The sequence below is a fragment of the Thermobifida fusca NBRC 14071 = JCM 3263 genome, from assembly GCF_001592045.1.
GTDB classification, from domain to species: Bacteria; Actinomycetota; Actinomycetes; order Streptosporangiales; family Streptosporangiaceae; genus Thermobifida; species Thermobifida fusca.
The window spans coordinates 15166-34701 of record NZ_BCWB01000010.1 but is presented as its reverse complement, the minus strand read 5'-3'; the positions used below and the strand labels follow the sequence as shown (position 1 = coordinate 34701).

Genomic DNA, 19536 nt, shown 5'->3' with positions numbered 1-19536 from the left:
CGTCGGCATGCTGAAAGTGGGACTGACCGGCGGGATCGGTTCGGGGAAGAGTTCGGTGGCGCGCCGTCTTGCCGCACACGGGGCGCTCGTCATCGACGCGGACGCTATCGCGCGGGAAGTGGTCGAACCGGGAACCCCCGCGCTTGCCGAGATCGTCGCCGAGTTTGGTGACCAGGTGCTCACCCCTGAGGGAAGACTGGACCGGGCCCGGCTGGGGGAGATCGTTTTCGCTGACGAGACCAAACTGGCTCGGCTCAACGCGATCGTGCACCCCCGGGTGGGGGAACGCACCCAAGAGCTGATGGCGCAGGCAAAGGAGGGCACGATCGTCGTCTATGACGTGCCGCTCCTCGTCGAAAACAATCTCGCCGACCAGTACGACGTGGTGATCGTGGTGGACGTCCCGGTCCACACCCAGGTGGAGCGGGTGACCGCGAACCGGGGGATGCCTGAAGAACAGGTCCGTGCCCGGATCAACGCCCAGGCCAGTCGGGAGCAGCGCCGCGCGGTCGCCGACATCATCATCGACAATTCGGGAACCGAGGAGGAATTGGACGCCCGGGTCGCTGAGGTGTGGGAGGAACTGCAGCGGCGACTGCACTCCCGGTAGCCGGCAGCGGCGAGCTGCTGCCGCGGCAGTGTCCGGCCCGGGCGTCGACTGCCGCACCAGGGGACCAGGGGCGCTCCGGGTGAAATCCGATAGAGCCTAAGGCTGAGACGGGGCCTGTGCGACGTGATCAGCCGCTGAAAGCCTGGAGGAAATAGGAGACAGCACGCCCGGCGAGCTCAGCGCCAACCTTCACTGCTTTCGAGAACCAGTTTTTGATGCGTTCACGCACTGTCACCTTGTGCTCTTCATGCTGCCGGGGAATTTCAGCGGCTGCCTTCTCCCGTTCCTTGAGCCGCTCCTCGTCCTCCTGAATGCTGCGGCGCTCGGCCTCGAGATCGTCCTCCACCGGATCCGGCTCGGGGGTGGAGACCGGGGTGAGACGCTGGGGGCGGCTGGAACGCTCCGGTGGGGCGGTCTTCTCCCTCTGGGAGGAGCTCGTCAGTGACAAGCGTCTTTCGCGTTCGTCGAGTGCTTCTTCCCGCTCGGTGAGTTCTTGCTCCCACTCGGCCAGTTCTTCCGCGCGCTTGTCCAGTTTCTTCGCGCGCTGGGTCAGGCGTCGTGCGAGCTGGGTAAGAGCCTTCTTCTCCTGAGCGAGGAGTTTTTCCTTCCTGCGAAGCAGCAGCTCGCGCTCTGCGAGCTGCTGTTCACGTTCCCGCTCCTGCAGCTCCTGGACCCCTCGCGAGACGGCTTTGTCCCAGCTCGCCAGCGTCTCCCCGGGAAGACGCTGCACTACCTGGCCCAAGAGGACGAAGATGTTCCAGCCGTGCAGCGCGTCGTAGGGGACGATCTGGTCAAGGGAGAAACGTGCGCGGTACCGGCCACCATGGATCCCCTCACATAGGTCCTGGTAGAAGGCCTGGCGGGCGCGTTCTACGGCCTCGCGGTCAGCTTCCGTCGCAGGTCCGGCGATCCCGTTGAGCCTGACTGAGCGCCGTTCCCCCTCGATGAGGGTGGTGATCGACTCGAGACGGTTGTAGGCGAAAACGATCTGCTCCGGGGCTACCCCGCAGGAGATCAGCAGATCCACGGTGCTCTTCGTCGCGGAGTTGAACGGCCGAGGAGGGTTGACGACCACGAGGAAACCGTCTGCCTCGGCGACCCTGCGCCGGTACATCTCGCGGTACTCACGGTCGTTCTTGGGGGTGTCCCCAAGGCCGGGGAGGTCGACGATGTCGATGTACTGGCCGTGGGCTTCCCACTCGTACAGCGTGTCGGTCACACTCCCCCGGGAGAAGTCTCCGACAGCACCCACCTCTCTACCGAAGAGAGTGTTGATCGTCGTGGTCTTTCCAACCCCGGTCTGACCGCAGATGACGATGTTCGGTTTCCGCTGCTTGGGCAGCTGTACGCCCCTCTGGCGCAGCATTTCCAGGAACTTCTCGACCTCCTGGTCGGTCATGTTCTCCGCTGACATGGATCACCTTCCTTTCTTGGGGAAGAAAGCGACCGCAAATATTCTCTTCCCGCAGAAGAGAACAGGATAATCCTGTGTTGCTTTCAGGAAATATGTCCGGCTTCTGGATGGCGAATCGCTGTCTTTTTATTGACGCGCGGGACGGTGCTCCGGTTCCCTTGCGTTCCGGATAGGAAATGTCCGAAGCCGGAGCAAAAGAGAACTGTTCTTCCCGTCGGAGGACTTCCGCATGCGGAAGGGCTGTCGGCAGCCGGACGGAATTCCGGGCAGTGCAGAGCGGTCGAGCGGTGATCCGTTTCAAGCGGCAGCGGATATCGACCCGAGGATTCCGAACTCCGGGGAAGGACCCCGGCAGCGCCTGGATGTGCGTATCGAGCTACTGTGCACCGACCCATGGCGGAAGCCGCAGCAGCAAGAGAGCGGGCCCTGCGGGCAGAGAGAAGACCATCCACCGGGGGAGAAAACCGGGCTGACGGGGAGGACTGTGCGTTCGCGATGCCCCGGAAGCTGCTGTTAGCGCAGGGTTGCGGGGAGCGCGCCGTCAACGGTCCCCGGAGCCGTGCGGCGGCGCGAGTCGCGTGGGATGTCGGAGCACTCTCCCACTGAGTGCGCGGGTGTCTGCCCATCCCAGGCCGCTGCTTGCTTCGGATCCGTATCCCCGAGCGGAGAAAGACACAGGCTCCGGCCGCGGACGGTCTGCCAGACCGAAGTGAAAACACCGGATTGACTGCGCGACAGGGCCTGCCTGATGATCAAATTGACAATTGGCTGGGCTTTGCATCGAGAGGAGAGAGAAGAACTCCGAAAACAGAATCGAGAATCATCTTTCGCGAAAATGAGGGTCGCGCCCCGAAAGCGCGGAGTACTGCGGGCGGAGATGCTTCGGGATACTGGTAGACGGCCGAGTGATGAGTGAACGGAGGACTGGTGGGTCGACAGGCACGACCAGGACGTCGTCTCAATCCAGTATCCAAACCTGAAAGTCCCGCTGGAAGATTCGCACTAGAGTTGCGTGCGTTGCGTGCGGATGCGGGAACCCCGTCCTTTCGGACGCTTTCCGCCCTCACAGTCTCTTTAGGAGAAGGATATTCCGATACAACCCTGAGCAATGCGGCATCCGGGCGCGAATTGCCCACACTGGGAGTCGCCGTGATGTTTGTCCGGGCCTGTGCCGCATACGCCCGAGCCCATCCCGAGCAGGCGGTCGGCAGCGCAGAGGCATGGGAGGAAGCCGCTCTGCTCGAACAGTGGCGGCAGCGGTGGTATGAAGCCCGCAACGAACAGGCCGCTACGCAGCAGAGCCCCACCTCTGTGGGGGCCGACCCGGAACCCGGCTACGCCACGACGGCGTTTGCCACCGGAACCCTGCCAGCCGAGGTCACGTCGTTCGTAGGCCGCAAAACCGACCTGGCCGCGGTAGAGGAGCGGCTCGCCCACGGCGGGACGGTCACCCTCGTCGGCACAGGGGGAGTAGGCAAGACCAGGCTCGCCCTGCACGTAGCCCGCCGGGTGTGCGACCGTTACCGGGACGGCGTGGGGCTCGTCGAATTGGCGTCGGTCACCGATCCGCAGGCCGTGGTGTGGACTGTGGGAGCAGCACTGCGGATCCCGGACGGCTCCGCAGACGCGTCCGCGGACACGCTGGCCGCAGCCCTCGCCGACCGGGAACTTCTTCTGCTCCTCGACAATTGCGAGCACCTGGTGGAGAGCTGTGCGGTCCTGGTGGAGACTCTGCGGCGGCGGGCGCCCGGCGTGCAGATCCTGGCCACCAGCCGACGCCCGCTGGGCTGTGCAGGGGAGCAGCTCTGGCAGGTGCACCCCCTGTCCGTGCCTGGGTCCGCCACCCCGCTGGAGCACCTGACACGGTACGAGTCGGTCGAACTGCTGGTGGACCGGGCCGCAGCGGTGGTCCCGGGCTTCACGGTGGACGAGGACAACCACCGGGCGGTGATCCGGCTGTGCCAATTGCTCGAGGGGGTGCCGCTGCTGGTGGAACTGGCCGCCCGCGGACTGCGGGTCCTCTCCCCGCGGCAGTTGCTGGAGCGGTTGGAGGAGGGACTGTCCCTGCCGGACAGTTCGGTGCGCACCGCCCCGGACCGGCACCGGACGCTGCGCGCAGTGCTGGACTGGAGCTACGGGCTGTGCACTCCGGACGAGCGGCGGGCCTGGGCCCGGCTTTCAATCTTCGGTGGGGACTTCACGTTGGAGGGCGCCGAAGCAGTCCTGGCCGAGGCCGGCTGGGAGACAGACAAGGCGCTCCACGCGGTCACCGGTCTTGTGGACCAGTCGGTGCTGACCGCCTACGACGCTGAAGGGCAACGGTACTACCGGATGCTGGAACCGGTGCGGCGCTACGGCCGGGACCGGTTAGCGGAGAGCGGAACCGCAGAGGAGACGCGCCGTCGGCTCCGCGACTGGTATCTGACCCTGGTGGAGCGCGCGGAGAGCGCGTGGAGCGGTGCCGGGCAGGCACTCTGGTTCCGGCGGCTCCGCCGCGGCCACGCCGACCTGAAAGTGGCGCTGCGCGCAGGGCTCGACGATCCCGCGACCGTCCGTCGCACGCTGCGGGCTATGGGCACTCTGTGGCCGTACTGGATGCTGTGCGTGCCGCTCAGTGAGAGCCGCCACTGGTTGGAGCTGGGGCTGCAGCGGTGCCAGGAGCCCGGGCCGGAACGAGACAAAGCGTTGTGGGTGTGCGGGTTCGTCGCGGTACTCCAGCGGGACCTCGATACGGTGGACCGCTGCGCCCGCGAGATCGAACAGGAAGGAACAGGCGGGACGCGGACAGAATCCGATGCGGCCCTGCTGCGCAGCCTGGCGGCGCTCTCCTGGGCGGAAGCGGGCACCGCGCGCGCCAAGGCACTGCGGGCGCTGCAGGGGTATCGCCGCCACGGTGACGAGTTCGGGGAGCAGGTCACTCTCGGGCTGCTCACTTTGATCGGCGAGGGGGACCAGGCGACGGTAGCGGAGTACCACCGGAAAGCGGTGGAGCTGAGCCTACGCCGCGGGGAACGGTGGCACCGCTCCTATCTGCTGTCCACGTTCGGGATCTACCTCTGGCGGCAGGGCGAGGCCGATGAGGCGGCCGCCCACTTGGTGCGCAGCCTGGAGATCAGCGCAGAGTTCGACGACCGGCTGGGCGGCGCGATGGCGGTGAACGCGCTCGCGTGGATTCTGGCGGAGCATGGAGACCCCGGGCTCGCGGCCCGCCTGCTGGGAGCGGCCCGGACTTTGCTGGGCGGGGGCGTTCCCCAACTGTTCGGGTTTCCCCAACTGCTGTGGGAGCACCGGCGCTGCGCGGCGCGGCTCCGTGCCGAGTTGGGTGCGGACGGGGTGGCTCGGGCACGCGAGGAGGGGGCACGGCTGGGGCTTGCGGAGATCGTGCGTCTCCTCCACGAGTCCGGTCTTCCGGCCTGCGGGGGTGGATCCGTTGCGAGGACGGGGGAAGGGGACGGCGAGCTGGCTGGGGGCGCCGCCCTGGGCTGCGCACGGTGAGCACTCGAGGCCGGGTGGCGGCACACCGCGCAACCCCGGTCGGTCGACGGTGCCCAGCGGGGGGAGGGGACGGCTTCCCTTGGGACGGGCCGCGACGGACCGCCGCGTTGGGGAAAGGCGAGTTGTCTCCTGTTTTTCGGGGAAAAACCGGTTTCTCTGCGGGAAAACCGGGAAGAGTGCGTTTTGCGCCGCTGGATTGTTCAACGGGAAATAAAGTCGTCATCAACTGCTCGGAATGTTGTCCCGAGAATTCTGTTAACGCATCCTGATTGCGGATCCGTGTGCGCAGGATACGGTGGAAAGAATCCTGGGCAGTGTGAATACGCGGAATTGTCTCACAGTAGAAAGAAGCCAACGGTTCCGGTCAGGTGCCGCGCAGAGGGGAGCCTGCACGAGCCCAGGGTCGTGTCTCGGGAGAATATCCCCACGTCAGAGTGGTGAGAAGAGGGCAGCTTCCCGGCTGTAGGCAGCGGTAGGGCTGCGTCTGAGACGTCCCCGTTCGTGCTCTTTGTCCTGCCGTTCACGTATTTTCCGAGAGCTGGAGGGTAGGGGAGTATTCCGGAAAAGCACGTGCAGAGTGCTATGCCGTGCCGCCATCCCAAAATGAGAGCGAACCGTAACAGGAATAACGGTCTGTCCACGTCCCGTCGGGTTCAGCATCCTGAGGGATCGCCACCCGCTTTCCGGGCTGCCCGGCCGTATCCGCCCGTATTCCACCCCACGACGAGCAGTGTGATAAGCAGCACCGTGCTCCTCGCCTCCGTTGGCAAGAAAAGCGGTATTCCGACGCAGCCGGCAGGGGTGCGGCAGGCGGAGCGTTGCCGCCGGACACAGCCCACCCCAGGAACGCTGGCTGAGGACGAACGGCGGAACCCGGCTGTCAGCGGCGGACCCTAGAGTGGGACACAGGCGGGAAGACGGAGAACACGCAGGGGGACGTATGCGACCGGTCACCGACATCCAGCGCACGGACAGGCCATTCGAAGTGGTCACAGACATGGTCCCGGCGGGTGACCAGCCCGCCGCGATCGAGGAGCTCGCCCGACGGATCCAAGGCGGGGCGGCCGACACGGTCCTGCTGGGCGCCACCGGTACCGGAAAAACCGCCACCGTGGCTTGGCTCATCGAGCGGCTGCAGCGCCCCACCCTGGTCATCCAGCCCAACAAGACGCTGGCCGCGCAGTTCGCCAACGAGCTGCGCGAGATGATGCCCCACAACGCGGTCGAATACTTCGTCTCCTACTACGACTACTACCAGCCCGAGGCCTACGTCCCGCAGACCGACACTTACATCGAGAAGGACTCCTCCATCAACGAGGAAGTGGAGCGGCTCCGGCACTCGGCCACCACGGCGCTGCTCACCCGCCGCGACACCGTTGTCGTGGCGTCCGTGTCGTGCATCTACGGCCTGGGCACCCCGCAGGAGTACGTCGACCGCATGGCGACAGTCGAAGTCGGCATGGAGATCGACCGCGACGAGCTGCTGCGCCGGCTCGTGGAGATGCAGTACACCCGCAACGATGTCGCGTTCACCCGCGGCACGTTCCGGGTGCGGGGCGACACCGTGGAGATCATCCCGGTCTACGACGAGCTCGCGGTCCGGATCGAAATGTTCGGCGACGAGATCGAACGGCTCATGACCCTGCACCCGATCACCGGCGAAGTGCTGGGGGAGAGCGACCGCGTCTACATCTTCCCCGCCTCCCACTACGTGGCTGGGCCGGAGCGGATGCGGAAGGCCATCGCCGGCATCCAAGCGGAACTGGAAGAGCGGCTCGCGGAACTGGAAGCGGCCGGCAAGCTCCTCGAAGCGCAGCGGCTGCGCATGCGCACCACCTACGACGTGGAGATGCTGGAGCAGATGGGCACCTGCGCGGGGGTGGAGAACTACTCCCGCCACTTCGACGGGCGTGCCCCCGGAAGCCCGCCCAACACCCTGCTCGACTACTTCCCCGAAGACTTCCTGGTGGTCATCGACGAGTCGCACGTCACCGTGCCGCAGATCGGCGGCATGTACGAGGGGGACGCGGCACGGAAACGCACCCTGGTGGAACACGGCTTCCGGCTCCCCTCGGCGATGGACAACCGGCCGCTGACCTGGGACGAGTTCCGGGAACGCACCGGTCAGACCCTCTACCTGTCGGCCACCCCGGGCCCGTACGAGCTGGAACGCGTCGGCGGCGACGTGGTCGAGCAGGTGATCAGGCCGACCGGCTTGGTGGACCCGGAGGTGATCGTCAAACCCACCGAGGGGCAGATCGACGACCTCGTCCACGAGATCCGGATCCGCGCCGAACGCGACGAGCGGGTGCTGGTCACCACCCTGACCAAGAAGATGGCCGAGGACCTCACCGACTATCTCACCGACCTCGGCATCCGGGTGCGCTACCTGCACAGCGAGATCGACACGCTGCGCCGGGTGGAGCTGCTGCGCGAGCTGCGGGTCGGTGTTTTCGACGTGCTTGTCGGCATCAACCTGCTGCGGGAAGGGCTCGACCTGCCCGAGGTGTCGCTTGTGGCGATCCTCGACGCGGACAAGGAAGGATTCCTCCGCTCGGAGCGGTCACTGATCCAGACGATCGGCCGGGCCGCCCGGCACGTGTCGGGGCAGGTGCACATGTACGCCGACACGGTCACTGACGCCATGGCCGCGGCGATCGAGGAGACCAACCGGCGGCGGGCCAAACAGCTCGCCTACAACGCGGAACACGGCATCGACCCCAAGCCGCTGCGGAAGAAGATCGCCGACATCCTCGACTCTCTGGCCCGCGAGGACGCCGACACGGCCGAACTGCTCGCGCGCAGCCGCGGGGAGAAGCGGGGCACCCCCACGCCCCGGTCCGGTGCGCTGTCCGGCCCCGACCGGGTCGCAGAGCAGGCGAAGAACCTTCCTCGGGAGGAGCTCGCCGCCCTCGTCGAACAGCTCACCGAGCAGATGCACCAGGCAGCAGCCGATCTGCAGTTCGAGCTGGCTGCCCGGCTCAGGGACGAGATCAAGGAGCTCAAACGCGAACTCCGCGGAATGGAGGAGGCCGGAATCGGCTGACTGCCCGCCGCAGCGAACTTTTCTGCCTCGCACGGGATCTCATCACGTAAATGGCTGTTGGAGGGACAAGGCGAGGGAGACGGGGAAACGGATGCGGTGCCGGGTGGCGGCTCTCACCAGCGCAGTTGCACTTGCGGTGGCTGCGGTAGCGGGATGTTCGGGCGGGCTCAGCCTGCGGGACGACAGCGGAGCGGGGATCTCGATCGACGAGGACGGCGACATCTCGGTGGGGGACGGCACCACCGAGATTGAGATTTCCGGTGGGGGAAGCCCGGGATCGTCGGACGGCGGCGCGCTCGTCACCGACGAGCTCATCACCATCGCCACTGACGGGGGCACGGTTGACCAGGAGTGCGGTGGGCGGAGTGTGAACGTGGTCGCCAACAGCGCCACCGTCGCCCTTACCGGCTCCTGCGCCTTGCTCACCATCACCGGAAGCGACAACCAGGTGAGTGTGGAGTCAGCCACCGAGGTGAGCGTGCTGGGTTCGAACAACACCGTCCGGTACGCCTCGGGGGATCCTGTGGTCACCGATTTGGGGAGCGGAAACAGCGTTGAGCCGGGAGGGAGCTCCGCGCCGTGACCACGCCCGCTCTGCCGGTCTTCGACGGGTTTCCTGAGAAATCTTTGGTTTTGGTTACGGTTGAGGGGTTTGTTGGCTTATAGGTAGACCGTGGAAGATTGTCGGACGACAATTTCAGAACGAAGACACAAACTTCTGAGGTTTTGCCTGCATTCTCCGGTCTGAGGCGATAACGTACGCTTCGGTAGTCGATATGCGACTTTAGGTAATCGACAAGGGTTCTAGCGGCGGGGCGCTAGGAACCCCCGGTGCGTACGCGTGAGCGTGCCACCGCCAGGGAGGGATGAATGAGCGGTTATGTCGCGCGGGTGCGGCATGACAATCCGCCGAACGGGACAGCCGAATTTGACAGACTCGTGGCATCGGTGGCCAAGCGCTGGGCAGCGGTTGACCCGCTGCTGCCTGAGCCGTCGCATCCGAAGCTCAACACCAACCCGCTGCTGACCGTCAGCGACGAGCTGGGCCGCCCCATGGCGATCGGCGCTATGCGCTACTCCTGGTACCAGCCCGGAGAGGCAGGACGGACCTGGGGAGTCCCCGACCAGCACTGGATCACCCCACTCGTGGGCGGCTCCGACCCGGAGGGGGCGCTCGACTCACTGCTGACCAGTTGGCGCGACCAGTTGGAAAGACTGCCCACCGGGACAGGGTCAGAGTCCGCGGCCCTGCTGACCTGGCCTGCCCGTGACGTGTGCGGGATCCGTCCGCTGCAGCGCCACGGCATGCAGCCGGTCACTGTCATGGCGGTCCGGGAACGCCGCCGCGGCGTGCCTCCCGCACTGCCGCCGCGGGACGTCACGATCCGGCTCGCCGACCTCCAGGATTTGACCGCCGTGGTCAGCCTGGTCATGGAGGAGCACCGTTACGAAGAACACTTCGGCAGTGTCTTCATCCAGCCGGAGACCGCCGAGCAGACCCGCAAGGTGGCGGCCCGGGCATTGAGCCGCAACCCGTCGTGGATCTGGCTGGCGGAACGGCGTGGCCGTCCCGTGGGACTCGTGTGGGTTTCCCCACCGCACCGGGCACGGTGGGTCGCCCCCCTCGTCAACGCGGCACCCGCCGCCTACATCGGCTACGGAACTGTGGTCGAAGAGGAACGGGGGCAGGGCATCGGCACCACGCTGATCAGCCACGCCCACCATGCCCTGGACACCCACGGCATCGCGGTCACCCTGCTCAACTACTCGGTCACCAACCCCCTGTCAGGCCCGTTCTGGCACCGGATGGGCTACCGGCCGCTGTGGACCACGTGGGAGGTCCGGCCGGCACTCGCCTTGCGTTGAGCCTCCGGTTGCGGGTGCGGACCGGACCACGGCCGGTACCCGCAACCGGGCGGCACCCACTGGCCCCAGCCCATCAGGACAGGGTGTTATCCTGGGAGCCCGTGGAGTCCGCAGAGTTTGTTCGGCCGTGTGCCGTTGGCGGACACCGCACGGTCGCCTGACGGACGTAAGGCGTTCCGTAGCCGCACAACCACGGGAGCAATCTTGGCATCCGCCGCGAGTAGCAAACACCTTTTCGTCACCGGCGGCGTCGCCTCCAGCCTCGGCAAGGGCCTGACCGCTTCCAGCCTCGGACGACTGCTGAAGTCGCGCGGGCTGCGGGTCACGATGCAGAAGCTCGACCCCTACCTCAACGTCGACCCTGGAACGATGAACCCGTTCCAGCACGGTGAGGTGTTCGTCACTGACGACGGGGCAGAAACCGACCTGGACATCGGCCACTACGAGCGGTTCCTGGACACCGAGCTGTCCGCCTCAGCCAACGTCACTACTGGGCAGATCTACTCCAGCGTGATCGCCAAGGAGCGCCAAGGCGCCTACCTCGGCGATACAGTGCAGGTCATTCCGCACATCACCAACGAGATCAAAGCCCGCATCCTCGCCATGGACAGCGAGGACGTGGACGTGGTCATTACCGAGATCGGCGGCACGGTCGGGGACATCGAATCGCAGCCCTTCCTCGAGGCAGCCAGGCAGATCAGGCACGAGATCGGCCGCGACAACTGCTTCTTCCTGCACATCTCCCTGCTGCCGTATCTGGCGCCCGCCGGTGAACTGAAGACGAAACCCACCCAGCATTCGGTGGCTGCGCTGCGCAGCATCGGCATCCAGCCTGATGCGATCGTCTGCCGCGCTGACCGCCCGATTCCCACCAGTCTCAAGCAGAAGATCAGCCTCATGTGCGACGTGGAGGAGGGCGGTGTCGTGGCCTGCCCGGACGCTCCCTCCATCTACGACATCCCCAAGGTGCTGCACCGCGAGGGCTTGGACGCCTTCGTCGTGCGCCGCCTCGGGCTGGCCTTCCGCGACGTGGACTGGACCGAGTGGAACGACGTGCTCGACCGGGTCCACAACCCCGAGCACGAAGTCACCATCGCCCTAGTCGGTAAATACGTCGACCTCCCCGACGCCTACCTGTCGGTCACTGAAGCGCTGCGGGCCGGAGGGTTCGCCCACCGCACCCGGGTCAACATCCGCTGGGTGGCCAGCGACAACTGCACCACCCCGGAAGGCGCCCAACGGGAACTCGACGGGGTCCACGGGGTCCTCATCCCCGGTGGTTTCGGGGTGCGCGGCATCGAAGGCAAAGTGGGGGCGATCCGCCACGCCCGTGAAAACGGCATCCCCCTGCTCGGCATCTGTCTGGGCCTGCAGTGCATGGTCATCGAATACGCCCGCGACGTGGCCGGGCTGCGCGGCGCCAACAGCCTCGAGTTCGATGACAAGGCGGAACACCCGGTCGTCTCCACCATGGCCGACCAGACCGACGTGGTCGCCGGGGAACGCGACATGGGCGGCACGATGCGGCTCGGCCTGTACCCGGCCCGGCTCCGCGAGAACACGCTCGTCCGGGAACTGTACGGAGGGGCGGAAGAAGTCTCCGAACGGCACCGCCACCGCTACGAGGTCTCCAACGCCTACCGGCCCGTCCTGGAAGAAGCGGGACTGGTCATCTCCGGAGTCTCCCCTGACGGATCCCTGGTGGAGTACGTGGAGCTGCCGCAGGACAAGCACCCGTTCTTCCTCGGCACCCAGGCCCACCCGGAGCTGCGCTCCCGGCCCACCCGCCCCCACCCGCTGTTCGTGGGATTCATCGAGGCCGCGCTGAAATACTCGGCGGGGACAGGGATCGCCGATGGGTGACGACACCGGGATCGTCGACACCCCCGACTCCTGGCCGGTCGAACGCTCGGAGACGCGGTACCGCAGCCCCATCGTCGGCATGGTCACCGACTGGGTGCGTATGCCCGGCCGGGACGGTGAGGAGACCGTGGCCCGGGACCGCTTCGTCCACCCTGGAGCGGTCGCGGCCCTGGCCCTCGACGACGCCGGGCGGGTGCTGCTGCTCCGCCAGTACCGGCACGCGGTCCAGCACCGGCTGTGGGAGCTGCCCGCCGGGATCCGCGACGTTGACGGGGAGCCCCCGTTGCGTACCGCGCAACGGGAACTGCTGGAAGAAGCCGGATACCGGGCGGCCACGTGGCACGAGCTTGCCGACTTCTTCCCTTCCGCAGGGTTTTCCACGGAACGCATCCACGTCTTCCTCGCCCGTGACCTCGTCCGCGTCCCCGAGGAGGAAGTGGACTTTGTCCGCATCCACGAGGAAGCGGACATGCCCATCGAATGGGTTCCGCTGGACGAGGCGGTCGCCGCAGTGCTCGCGGGACGGCTGCACAACGCCGCCACCGTCATCGGGATTCTCGCCGCCCACGCGGCGTCCCGCGACGGTTTCGCGTCCCTGCGCCCCGCGGTCGAATAATCATGGTGGCGGCGGTCCGGCCCCGGGCCGCCGCCACTGCACCGACCCGGGGAGGAGCCAAGCGGAATGCCCGAGCAGGCGTCTCGTCTTCACACAGCGGTACGCGGATACCTCGACCACTTGACTGTGGAACGCGGGCTCGCCGCCAACACCCTCCAGTCCTACCGCCGGGACCTCAACCGCTACCTGGACTTCCTCACCGCCCGCGGCATCACCGACCTGCGCGACGTCCGCGCCGACGACGTCGCCTCCTTCCTGCGCACCCTGCGGGAAGGCGACGCCCACCACCGGCCTTTGGGCGCCAACTCCGCGGGACGAGCCGTGATCGCAGTCCGCGGCCTGCACCGGTTCGCGCTCCGCGAAGGACTCACCGCCCACGACCCCGCCCACGAGGTACGGCCCCCCGCCCTCCAGCGCAGACTCCCCAAAGCCATCACCGTGGCCCAAGTGGAGGCGCTGCTCGCCGCAGCCGACATCGGAGGCGGTCCGCGCGCACTGCGGGACCGCGCCCTCATAGAACTGCTGTACGGCACGGGGGCGCGGATCTCCGAAGTCGTCGGCCTGGACGTGGACGACGTCACCCGGCTGCGCCCCGACCCGCACGCCGACACCGAAGTCGCGGCGGTGCGGTTCCGCGGCAAAGGCGGTAAAGAGCGCATCGTGCCGGTCGGCCGGTATGCGCGCACCGCTGTAGACGCCTACCTGGTGCGGGCCCGTCCCGGGCTCGCCGCTGCCGGACGCGGCAGCAGCGCCCTGTTCCTCAACGCCCGCGGAGGCAGGCTGACCCGGCAGGGTGCGTGGGCGGTACTGCACGCCGCCGCTGAACGGGCCGGCCTCCGCGATGTGTCCCCGCACACCTTGCGCCACTCGTTCGCCACCCACCTCATCGACGGGGGCGCGGACGTGCGCGTCGTCCAAGAGCTTTTAGGGCACGCCTCCGTCACCACGACGCAGGTCTACACCCTCGTCACCGTGGACCGGCTGCGGGAGGTGTACGCTGCAGCACATCCCCGGGCGCGAGTGTCGCGTTGATTCACCGCATCCGACACTCTAGAGTCGCCGCACGAACGCAATAGTGTCGACAAATCGAGTTTTTCCAACGGCCTGTCAACCGGTTCGGCAGAATTCGGTGTGATGACGACCGGTCCGTAGGGAGGTCCTGGGTTGTGAGCTGGTCCGGATACGACAACGTGGGCACGCCAGCATCAGCGGATGCTGCGGCGGCCGAGCCGGCGAACAGCCCCTGGGCGCAGGCGCCCAGCGCGGGGGCGGCACTAGGCGGGGTGAACCGGCCGAAACCGGAATTTCCGGAACCGGAACCCCTCGACCACCACGGCCCCGCCCGCATCGTGGCGTTGTGCAACCAAAAAGGTGGGGTCGGCAAGACCACCACCACCATCAACCTGGGGGCAGCACTCGCCGAGTACGGACGCCGTGTCCTGCTCGTAGACTTCGATCCCCAAGGCGCACTCTCCGTGGGGTTAGGCCGCCGCGACCCGCGTGAACTGGACCTCACCATCTACAACCTGCTCATGCAGCGCGACGTCACCGTCGACAAAGTGCTGCTCACCACGGAGATCGACGGGCTGGACCTGATCCCCAGCAACATCGACCTGTCTGCCGCGGAAGTCCAACTCGTCGGTGAGGTCGCCCGCGAGCAGATGCTCAGCCGCGCCCTCGCACCCGTGGTCGACGACTACGACGTGGTCCTCATCGACTGCCAGCCGTCGCTGGGCCTGCTCACCGTCAACGCCCTCACCGCCGCCCACGGCGTCATCGTCCCCCTGGAATGCGAGTTCTTCGCGCTCCGCGGCGTCGCCCTCCTCATGGACACCATCCAGAAAGTCAAGGAGCGGCTCAACGACCGCCTGGAGATCGACGGGTTCCTCGGCACCATGTACGACCCGAGGACCCTGCACGCCCGCGAAGTGCTCGCCACCATCATCGAAGGCTTCGGCCCCAAAGTGTTCCACACCGTCATCCACCGGACCGTCAGATTCCCCGACGCCACGGTCGCCGGTGAACCGATCACCCAGTTCGACCCCTCGTCGGCGGGCGCCCGTGCCTACCGGGAACTGGCCAAGGAGGTGCTTGCCCGGTGGTCCCACGGCGTTCCCGACGCGTGACGCGGTCCGGTGCGGAGGACACGCTCGTCCGCCCCGCCGCGTCCCGCTCCGAAACGCCTACGACCCCCGCAGAGGCAGCAGCCCCGGGCACGCCCCAGCGCGGGCGGGCCCGGCACACACGACCGCGCATCGCGATACCGCCGAGCGGACGGCAACGCCACGAAGAGAAGATCACCGTCTACGTCTCCGAGGACGAACTCCTCGCCTTGGAGCAGACCCGGCTCGTGCTGCGCGCCGACTACGGACTCACCGTTGACCGCGGCCGGATCGTGCGGGAAGCGATCGCGGTCCTGCTCGCGGATTTTGAGGAGTACGGAGAGTCGAGCATGCTAGTGCAGCGACTCAGCGACCCCTGAACCAGCCGGTGACTATGACCCATCGACCGATCCCGCCGGGGCACGCCCCGGACCACCGATGACCGACCAAGAGTCCCCCGAGCGGGGGTTCCTCGTCCACCTCGACAACTTCGAAGGCCCCTTCGACCTGCTCCTCACCCTCATCTCCAAGCACAAGCTGGACATCACCGAGGTAGCGCTGTCGAAGGTCACCGACGAGTTCATCGCGCACATCAAGGCCTACGAAGACTCGTGGGACCTTGACATGGTCAGCAACTTCCTGCTGGTGGCCGCGACCCTCCTCGACCTGAAGGCGGCCCGGCTGCTTCCCCGCGGGGAAGTGGAGGACGAAGCCGACCTGGCCCTGCTGGAAGCCCGCGACCTGCTGTTCGCCCGCCTCCTGCAGTACCGGGCCTACAAGCAGGTCGCTGCCGTGTTCGCGGAACGGCTCGCCGCGCAGAGCCGCCGCTGGGCGCGCGCCGTCCCCCTCGAACCCCGCTTCGCCGACCTGCGTCCTGACGTCCTCCTCACCCTCGGCCCCCAGGAGTTCGCTGCCCTAGCCGCCCGCGTCTTCACCCCGCGTGAACCGCCGAGCGTCCCGGTCACCCACATCCACCAGCCCAAAACTTCCGTGGCAGAACAGGCGGTGCTGGTCGTGGCGGAACTGCGGGAGCACGGCACGCTCACCTTCACCGAGCTCACCCGCGCCTGCACCGATACGTTTGAGATCGTGGCGCGGTTCCTCGCCCTGCTCGAGCTGTACCGGAACGCTCACGTCAGCTTCGACCAGCCGGAACCGCTGGGGGAGCTGCGGATCACCTGGACCGGCAGCAGCGAAGGCGACGTGTCAGTGGCCGACGACTACGGACAGACCAAAGACCACGACGAGGGGAGGGCCCCGTGAGCCGCACCACATCCGAGGTCGACCTGACCGTGCTCCGCCGCAACTTGGAAGCCGTGCTCATGGTGGTCGACCAGCCAGTCTCCGCCTACGAACTGGCCCGCGCCTTCGGCACCGACGTGGAGACCGTCACCCGCGTGCTGCGGGAGACAGCACGCGAGTACACCGAGCAGGGCCGCGGCTTCGACCTGCGGGAAGTAGCCGAAGGGTGGCGCTTTTACACCCGTCCCGAATGTGCTGAAGCCGTGGAGCACTTCCTCCGCGACGGCCACGAAGTGCGGCTCACCCAGGCAGCCTTGGAGACGCTCGCCGTGGTGGCCTACCGCCAGCCCGTCTCCCGCGGCAAGGTCTCTGCGATCCGCGGTGTGAACTGTGACGGGGTTATGCGTACCCTCGTACTACGAGGGCTGATCGAAGAAGCCGGCCAGGACCCGGAGTCAGGCGCGATTCTCTATCGCACCACCAGCTATTTCCTGGAACGGCTAGGATTGCGCAGTCTCGACGAACTTCCCGACCTCGCCCCTTTCCTACCCGACGACATCGAAGGTCTCGACGACACCGGTGAACAAGCCACACGATGACAGCATCCGCCGCCGTGGCGGCGGCCGACCGCGCGGTGGGCGCGGCCATTTCGAACAGACGGGACGCCGCGAGCACCGGGACCGCCGCGGCGCACATTTCGACCAGGACACCGGGGACGACCGGAGGACTGCCCCCGGCCGGAAGCAGCGGGACGGACAGCGTGGGGAGCGCACGCAGCGTGCCCAAGCCGAACGGAGGCAGCGGCACGCTCACGACCCCCGCGCCCGGCGCTCCGGCCGCGGGGGACGCGGCGCAGAACGGGGACTGTCGCCGCAAGCCCGCGCCCGGCTGCGGATCCTCCGCGACGAATACGATCCGTGGGACGACGATCCCGTCGACCCGGACGAGGAGCGCGACACCTACGTGGATGTTCCCGGCGGCATCCGGCTGCAGAAAGCCCTCGCCCAGGCGGGGGTGGCGAGCCGCCGCGCCTGCGAGGAGCTGATCGCTGCAGGCCGGGTCAGCGTCGACGGGCAGATCGTGCGGCGTTTCGGTGCCCGCGTCGACCCGGAGAAGTCCGAGATCCGCGTGGACGGTATGCGGGTAGTCACCTCCCAGAACCTGCGCTACTACGCGTTGAACAAGCCGCGCGGGGTGGTCAGCACCATGTTCGACCCCGAGGGGCGGCCCACGATCGGCGACTACGCCGCCCAGATCGGCCCCATCGAAGAACGGCTGTTCCACGTCGGCCGCCTCGACACGGACACCGAGGGCCTGATCCTGCTCACCAACGATGGGGAGCTCGCCAACCGGCTCACCCACCCCCGCTATAAAGTGACCAAGACCTATCTTGCGAAAGTGCCCGGACCCGTCCCCCGCGACGTCATCCGCCAGATCCGCAAAGGGGTCGAACTGGACGACGGATTCGTCAAAGTGGACTCGTTCCGGGTGATCGACAACATCGAGCCGAAAGCCCTGGTCGAGATCAGACTGCATGAGGGGCGGAAGCACATTGTGCGCCGCCTCATGAAAGCGGTGGGTCACCCCGTGTCTGACCTGGCCCGCACCCAGATCGGACCGGTCGGGCTCAACAACCTGAAGAGCGGCACCATCAGGGCCCTGACCTCGCAGGAAGTCAGCGAGCTCTACACTGCCGCAGGGATGTAGCCCAGGGATATCGGGAGGACGAAAAGTGGCGGTACGAGCAATCCGTGGGGCGGTCCAGGTCGACGCCAACGAACGGGACCTCATATTAGAAGCGACCGCGGAGCTGATCGAAGAGGTCATGCGCCGAAACCAGTTGACCACCGACGATTTCATCAGTGTCCTGTTCACCGCGACCCAGGACCTCAACGCGGAGTTCCCGGCGCTGGCCGCACGCAAGCTCGGCTTCACTGACGTCCCCCTCATCTGCTCCACCGAGATCGCAGTGCCGCACGCCCTGCCCCGTGTGGTGCGGCTCATGGCGCACATCGAAACCGACCGGCCCCGCTCGGAACTGCACCACGTCTACCTGCGCGGCGCCCAAGTCCTGCGGTTGGACATCGCGCAGTAGCCGGCAACGGGAAGGCGGGCGCGCTGCGGTCCACCGCCGGGTGCCCTAGCCTGGGCGGAAAACCGGAGACGGATAGCCGACAACGGGAGACAAGGCCATGGTCGAGAGTGCGGTCGTGATCGGCACCGGGCTGATCGGAACGTCGATCGCGTTGGCGCTGCGGCAGCGCGGTGTCGACGTGGCACTCAGCGACCGCGACTCCGCAGCCCTGGAGCTGGCCTGCGAACTGGGCGCCGGCACCCCCCTGGTCGAGGACCTGCCGGAGCCCGCGGACATCGCCGTGGTCGCGGTACCGCCTAGCGCGGTGCCCGCGGCCCTCCGCGACGCGCAGCAGCGCGGCCTGGCCCGCGTCTACACGGATGTGGCCAGCGTGAAAACGTCCGTGGTCAGGCAGGCAGCGGAGCTCGGTTGCACGATGGCCAGCTACGTGCCCGGCCATCCCATGGGGGGCAGGGAGAAGCAGGGGCCCAGTGCGGCCCGCGCCGACCTGTTCCTCGGCCGCTCGTGGGCGCTGTGTCCCACCCCCCAGACCGACCCTGTCGCAGTGAAAACCGCTACCCTGCTCGCGGAACTCTGCGGGGCCAACCCTCTGGTGGTCGACGAGACAGCCCACGACAGGGCGGTGGCGCTGGTCTCCCACGCCCCCCACGCGGTGTCTGCCGCGGTGGCTGCCTCCCTGCTCGACGGGGACGACACCGCGCTTGCCCTGGCCGGGCAAGGCCTGCGTGACATGACACGCATCGCCGGAGGGGACGTGGACCTGTGGCGGGAGATCCTCAGCCACAACGCTGGCCCCGTGGCCGCGGTCCTGGAGCAGGTCGCTGCGGACTTGGCGGCGGCCGCTGCCGCGCTCCGCACCGGCACCCTGGACACGGTTGTGGACCTGCTGCGGCGGGGCCGCGCGGGGCACGCGCGGGTCCCCGGCAAACGCGGCATCGGCCCCACCCCCGACTACGCGGTGCTGTCGGTGGTGATCCCGGACGAACCGGGAGCATTGGGTCGCCTGTTCGCCGCCGCGGCCGAGGCGGGTGTCAACGTGGAGGACGTGCGGATCGACCACTCTCCAGGGCTGCCGCTGGGTGTGGCCCAACTGTCGGTGGTCCCCGAAGCCCGCGACCGGCTGGAGCGTGCTCTCACCGCGGGCGGATGGTCGGTGCACCGTTGAAGGGTGCCGGACCGCGCCCATC

At 67.3% G+C, this 19536-nt stretch carries 16 protein-coding genes; 15 read left to right on the top strand and 1 reads right to left on the bottom strand.

Annotated elements, in window-relative coordinates; translation table 11 throughout:
• Window positions 1-7 precede the first annotated feature (7 nt).
• Window positions 8-610, top strand: coding sequence for a dephospho-CoA kinase (coaE, locus tag TF1_RS01670; RefSeq protein ID WP_016188531.1), 603 nt, complete (start codon window positions 8-10; stop codon window positions 608-610).
• Between the two features lie 127 nt (window positions 611-737).
• Here the strand turns inward: coaE and TF1_RS01665 are convergent, their stop codons facing one another.
• Window positions 738-2024: a GTPase gene (locus tag TF1_RS01665; protein WP_061783564.1), complete on the bottom strand. Its 1287-nt coding sequence runs from the start codon at window positions 2022-2024 to the stop codon at window positions 738-740.
• Window positions 2025-3176: 1152 nt separating this feature from the next.
• Between TF1_RS01665 and TF1_RS01660 the strand changes: the two genes are divergently transcribed.
• The 14 genes from TF1_RS01660 (at window position 3177) to TF1_RS01595 (ending at window position 19514) form a co-directional block, all read left to right on the top strand.
• Entirely contained in the window at window positions 3177-5519 is a 2343-nt protein-coding gene (locus TF1_RS01660; RefSeq protein ID WP_011291642.1) for an ATP-binding protein, read from the top strand.
• Between the two features lie 940 nt (window positions 5520-6459).
• Complete coding sequence (uvrB, locus tag TF1_RS01655; protein ID WP_011291643.1) at window positions 6460-8565, top strand: excinuclease ABC subunit UvrB; 2106 nt, start codon at window positions 6460-6462, stop codon at window positions 8563-8565.
• Between the two features lie 103 nt (window positions 8566-8668).
• Window positions 8669-9148 (top strand): DUF3060 domain-containing protein, encoded by a 480-nt coding sequence (locus tag TF1_RS01650; RefSeq protein ID WP_255266121.1) that lies wholly within the window; start codon window positions 8669-8671, stop codon window positions 9146-9148.
• A gap of 287 nt (window positions 9149-9435) precedes the next feature.
• The gene (locus tag TF1_RS01645) at window positions 9436-10431 is read left to right on the top strand and encodes a GNAT family N-acetyltransferase (RefSeq protein WP_016188534.1); all 996 of its coding nucleotides are present in this window, start codon (window positions 9436-9438) and stop codon (window positions 10429-10431) included.
• A 204-nt stretch (window positions 10432-10635) separates the two neighbouring features.
• Window positions 10636-12294 carry a CTP synthase gene (locus TF1_RS01640; protein WP_041427888.1) on the top strand — a complete coding sequence of 553 codons (1659 nt, stop codon included), beginning with the start codon at window positions 10636-10638 and terminating at the stop codon, window positions 12292-12294.
• Window positions 12287-12910, top strand: a complete 624-nt coding sequence (locus TF1_RS01635) for an NUDIX domain-containing protein (RefSeq protein WP_011291647.1) — start codon at window positions 12287-12289, stop codon at window positions 12908-12910. The genes TF1_RS01640 and TF1_RS01635 overlap by 8 nt, the downstream gene beginning before the upstream one ends.
• A 66-nt stretch (window positions 12911-12976) precedes the next feature.
• On the top strand, window positions 12977-13942 hold the full coding sequence (locus TF1_RS01630) for a site-specific tyrosine recombinase XerD (protein WP_011291648.1): 966 nt from the start codon (window positions 12977-12979) through the stop codon (window positions 13940-13942).
• 134 nt (window positions 13943-14076) lie between these two features.
• Complete coding sequence (locus TF1_RS01625; protein WP_011291649.1) at window positions 14077-15036, top strand: ParA family protein; 960 nt, start codon at window positions 14077-14079, stop codon at window positions 15034-15036.
• A complete protein-coding gene (locus TF1_RS01620) occupies window positions 15033-15392 on the top strand; it encodes a hypothetical protein (RefSeq protein WP_011291650.1) in 360 nt (119 codons plus the stop codon). The genes TF1_RS01625 and TF1_RS01620 overlap by 4 nt, the downstream gene beginning before the upstream one ends.
• 58 nt (window positions 15393-15450) lie before the next feature.
• Window positions 15451-16275: a segregation and condensation protein A gene (locus TF1_RS01615; protein WP_011291651.1), complete on the top strand. Its 825-nt coding sequence runs from the start codon at window positions 15451-15453 to the stop codon at window positions 16273-16275.
• Window positions 16272-16853, top strand: a complete 582-nt coding sequence (gene scpB / locus TF1_RS01610; RefSeq protein ID WP_011291652.1) for an SMC-Scp complex subunit ScpB — start codon at window positions 16272-16274, stop codon at window positions 16851-16853. The genes TF1_RS01615 and scpB overlap by 4 nt, the downstream gene beginning before the upstream one ends.
• Window positions 16834-17961 (top strand): pseudouridine synthase, encoded by a 1128-nt coding sequence (locus TF1_RS01605; protein ID WP_011291653.1) that lies wholly within the window; start codon window positions 16834-16836, stop codon window positions 17959-17961. The genes scpB and TF1_RS01605 overlap by 20 nt, the downstream gene beginning before the upstream one ends.
• A 25-nt stretch (window positions 17962-17986) precedes the next feature.
• Window positions 17987-18349 (top strand): chorismate mutase, encoded by a 363-nt coding sequence (gene aroH / locus TF1_RS01600; RefSeq protein ID WP_011291654.1) that lies wholly within the window; start codon window positions 17987-17989, stop codon window positions 18347-18349.
• Between the two features lie 97 nt (window positions 18350-18446).
• On the top strand, window positions 18447-19514 hold the full coding sequence (locus TF1_RS01595) for a prephenate dehydrogenase (RefSeq protein ID WP_011291655.1): 1068 nt from the start codon (window positions 18447-18449) through the stop codon (window positions 19512-19514).
• Window positions 19515-19536: the final 22 nt, after the last annotated feature.